The 2933-nt window shown below is 52.2% G+C and carries 1 rRNA gene; it reads right to left on the reverse strand.

The features are described from left to right. Positions 1 to 8: 8 nt before the first annotated feature. A 23S ribosomal RNA gene (locus EK386_RS19540) occupies positions 9 to 2926 on the reverse strand. Positions 2927 to 2933 lie beyond the last annotated feature (7 nt).

Below are 2933 nucleotides of genomic sequence, written 5' to 3' on the forward strand. Positions count from 1 at the left end.
TTCAAGATTTGGTTAAGTCCTCGATCGATTAGTATTCGTCAGCTCCATGTGTCACCACACTTCCACCTCGAACCTATCTACCTCATCGTCTTTGAGGGATCTTACTTACTTGCGTAATGGGAAATCTCATCTTGAGGGGGGCTTCATGCTTAGATGCTTTCAGCACTTATCCCGTCCACACATAGCTACCCAGCGATGCCTTTGGCAAGACAACTGGTACACCAGCGGTGTGTCCATCCCGGTCCTCTCGTACTAAGGACAGCTCCTCTCAAATTTCCTACGCCCACGACGGATAGGGACCGAACTGTCTCACGACGTTCTGAACCCAGCTCGCGTACCGCTTTAATGGGCGAACAGCCCAACCCTTGGGACCGACTACAGCCCCAGGATGCGATGAGCCGACATCGAGGTGCCAAACCTCCCCGTCGATGTGGACTCTTGGGGGAGATAAGCCTGTTATCCCCGGGGTAGCTTTTATCCGTTGAGCGATGGCCCTTCCATGCGGAACCACCGGATCACTAAGCCCGTCTTTCGACCCTGCTCGACTTGTAGGTCTCGCAGTCAAGCTCCCTTGTGCCTTTACACTCTACGAATGATTTCCAACCATTCTGAGGGAACCTTTGGGCGCCTCCGTTACCTTTTAGGAGGCGACCGCCCCAGTCAAACTGTCCACCTGACACTGTCTCCTACCCCGATCAGGGGTATGGGTTAGAATTTCAACACAACCAGGGTAGTATCCCACCGACGCCTCCCTCGAAGCTGGCGCTCCGAGTTCTCTGGCTCCTACCTATCCTGTACAAGTTGTGCCAAAATTCAATATCAGGCTACAGTAAAGCTCCACGGGGTCTTTCCGTCCTGTCGCGGGTAACCTGCATCTTCACAGGTACTATAATTTCACCGAGTCTCTCGTTGAGACAGTGCCCAGATCGTTACGCCTTTCGTGCGGGTCGGAACTTACCCGACAAGGAATTTCGCTACCTTAGGACCGTTATAGTTACGGCCGCCGTTTACTGGGGCTTCAATTCAGAGCTTCGCTTGCGCTAACCCCTCCTCTTAACCTTCCAGCACCGGGCAGGCGTCAGCCCCTATACGTCACCTTACGGTTTTGCAGAGACCTGTGTTTTTGCTAAACAGTCGCCTGGGCCTATTCACTGCGGCTCTCTTGCGAGAGCACCCCTTCTCCCGAAGTTACGGGGTCATTTTGCCGAGTTCCTTAACGAGAGTTCTCTCGCACACCTTAGGATTCTCTCCTCGACTACCTGTGTCGGTTTGCGGTACGGGCACCTCCCGCCTCGCTAGAGGCTTTTCTTGGCAGTGTGAAATCAGGAACTTCGTGGTAAACCACTCGCCATCACAGCTCAACGTTACAGGAAGCGGATTTGCCTACTTCCACGCCTTACTGCTTGGACGCGCACAACCAACGGCGCGCTTACCCTATCCTACTGCGTCCCCCCATTACTCAAACGGCGGGGAGGTGGTACAGGAATATCAACCTGTTGTCCATCGTCTACGCCTATCGGCCTCGACTTAGGTCCCGACTAACCCTGAGCGGACGAGCCTTCCTCAGGAAACCTTAGTCATACGGTGGATGGGATTCTCACCCATCTTTCGCTACTCATACCGGCATTCTCACTTCTAAGCGCTCCACCAGTCCTTCCGGTCTGACTTCAACGCCCTTAGAACGCTCTCCTACCACGGACATCATAGATGTCCATCCACAGCTTCGGTGAATCGTTTAGCCCCGATACATTTTCGGCGCAGCGTCACTCGACCAGTGAGCTATTACGCACTCTTTAAATGATGGCTGCTTCTAAGCCAACATCCTGGTTGTCTAAGCAACGCCACATCCTTTTCCACTTAACGATTACTTTGGGACCTTAGCTGGTGGTCTGGGCTGTTTCCCTTTTGACTACGGATCTTATCACTCGCAGTCTGACTCCCGTGTATAAATATCTGGCATTCGGAGTTTGTCTGAATTCGGTAAAGCGAGATGCCCCCCTAGTCCAAACAGTGCTCTACCTCCAGTATTCTCAATCACGAGGCTAGCCCTAAAGCTATTTCGGAGAGAACCAGCTATCTCCAAGTTCGATTGGAATTTCTCCGCTACCCACACCTCATCCCCGCACTTTTCAACGTGCGTGGGTTCGGGCCTCCAGTGAGTGTTACCTCACCTTCACCCTGGACATGGGTAGATCACCTGGTTTCGGGTCTACGACCACGTACTCATTCGCCCTATTCAGACTCGCTTTCGCTGCGGCTCCGTCTTCTCAACTTAACCTTGCACGTAATCGTAACTCGCCGGTTCATTCTACAAAAGGCACGCTATCACCCATTAACGGGCTCTAACTACTTGTAGGCACACGGTTTCAGGTTCTATTTCACTCCCCTCCCGGGGTGCTTTTCACCTTTCCCTCACGGTACTGGTTCACTATCGGTCACTAGGGAGTATTTAGCCTTGGGAGATGGTCCTCCCGGATTCCGACGGAATTTCACGTGTTCCGCCGTACTCAGGATACACTCAAGAGGGAATGAACTTTCGACTACAGGGCTTTTACCCGCTATGGCGGACCTTTCCAGATCGCTTCGCCTAGTCCATTCTTTTGTAACTCCGTATAGAGTGTCCTACAACCCCAAGAGGCAAGCCTCTTGGTTTGGGCTCTTCCCGTTTCGCTCGCCGCTACTTAGGGAATCGAATAATTTCTTTCTCTTCCTCCAGGTACTTAGATGTTTCAGTTCCCTGGGTATGCCATCAAGACGCTATGTATTCACGTCAAGATACTACTCCATTACGAGCAGTGGGTTCCCCCATTCGGAAATCTCCGGATCAAAGCTTACTTACAGCTCCCCGAAGCATATCGGTGTTAGTACCGTCCTTCATCGGCTCCTAGTGCCAAGGCATTCACCGTGCGCCCTTAATAACTTAACCTAAAAAA

The organism is Lysinibacillus antri (assembly GCF_003977595.1).
GTDB lineage: Bacteria > Bacillota > Bacilli > Bacillales_A > Planococcaceae > Ureibacillus > Ureibacillus antri.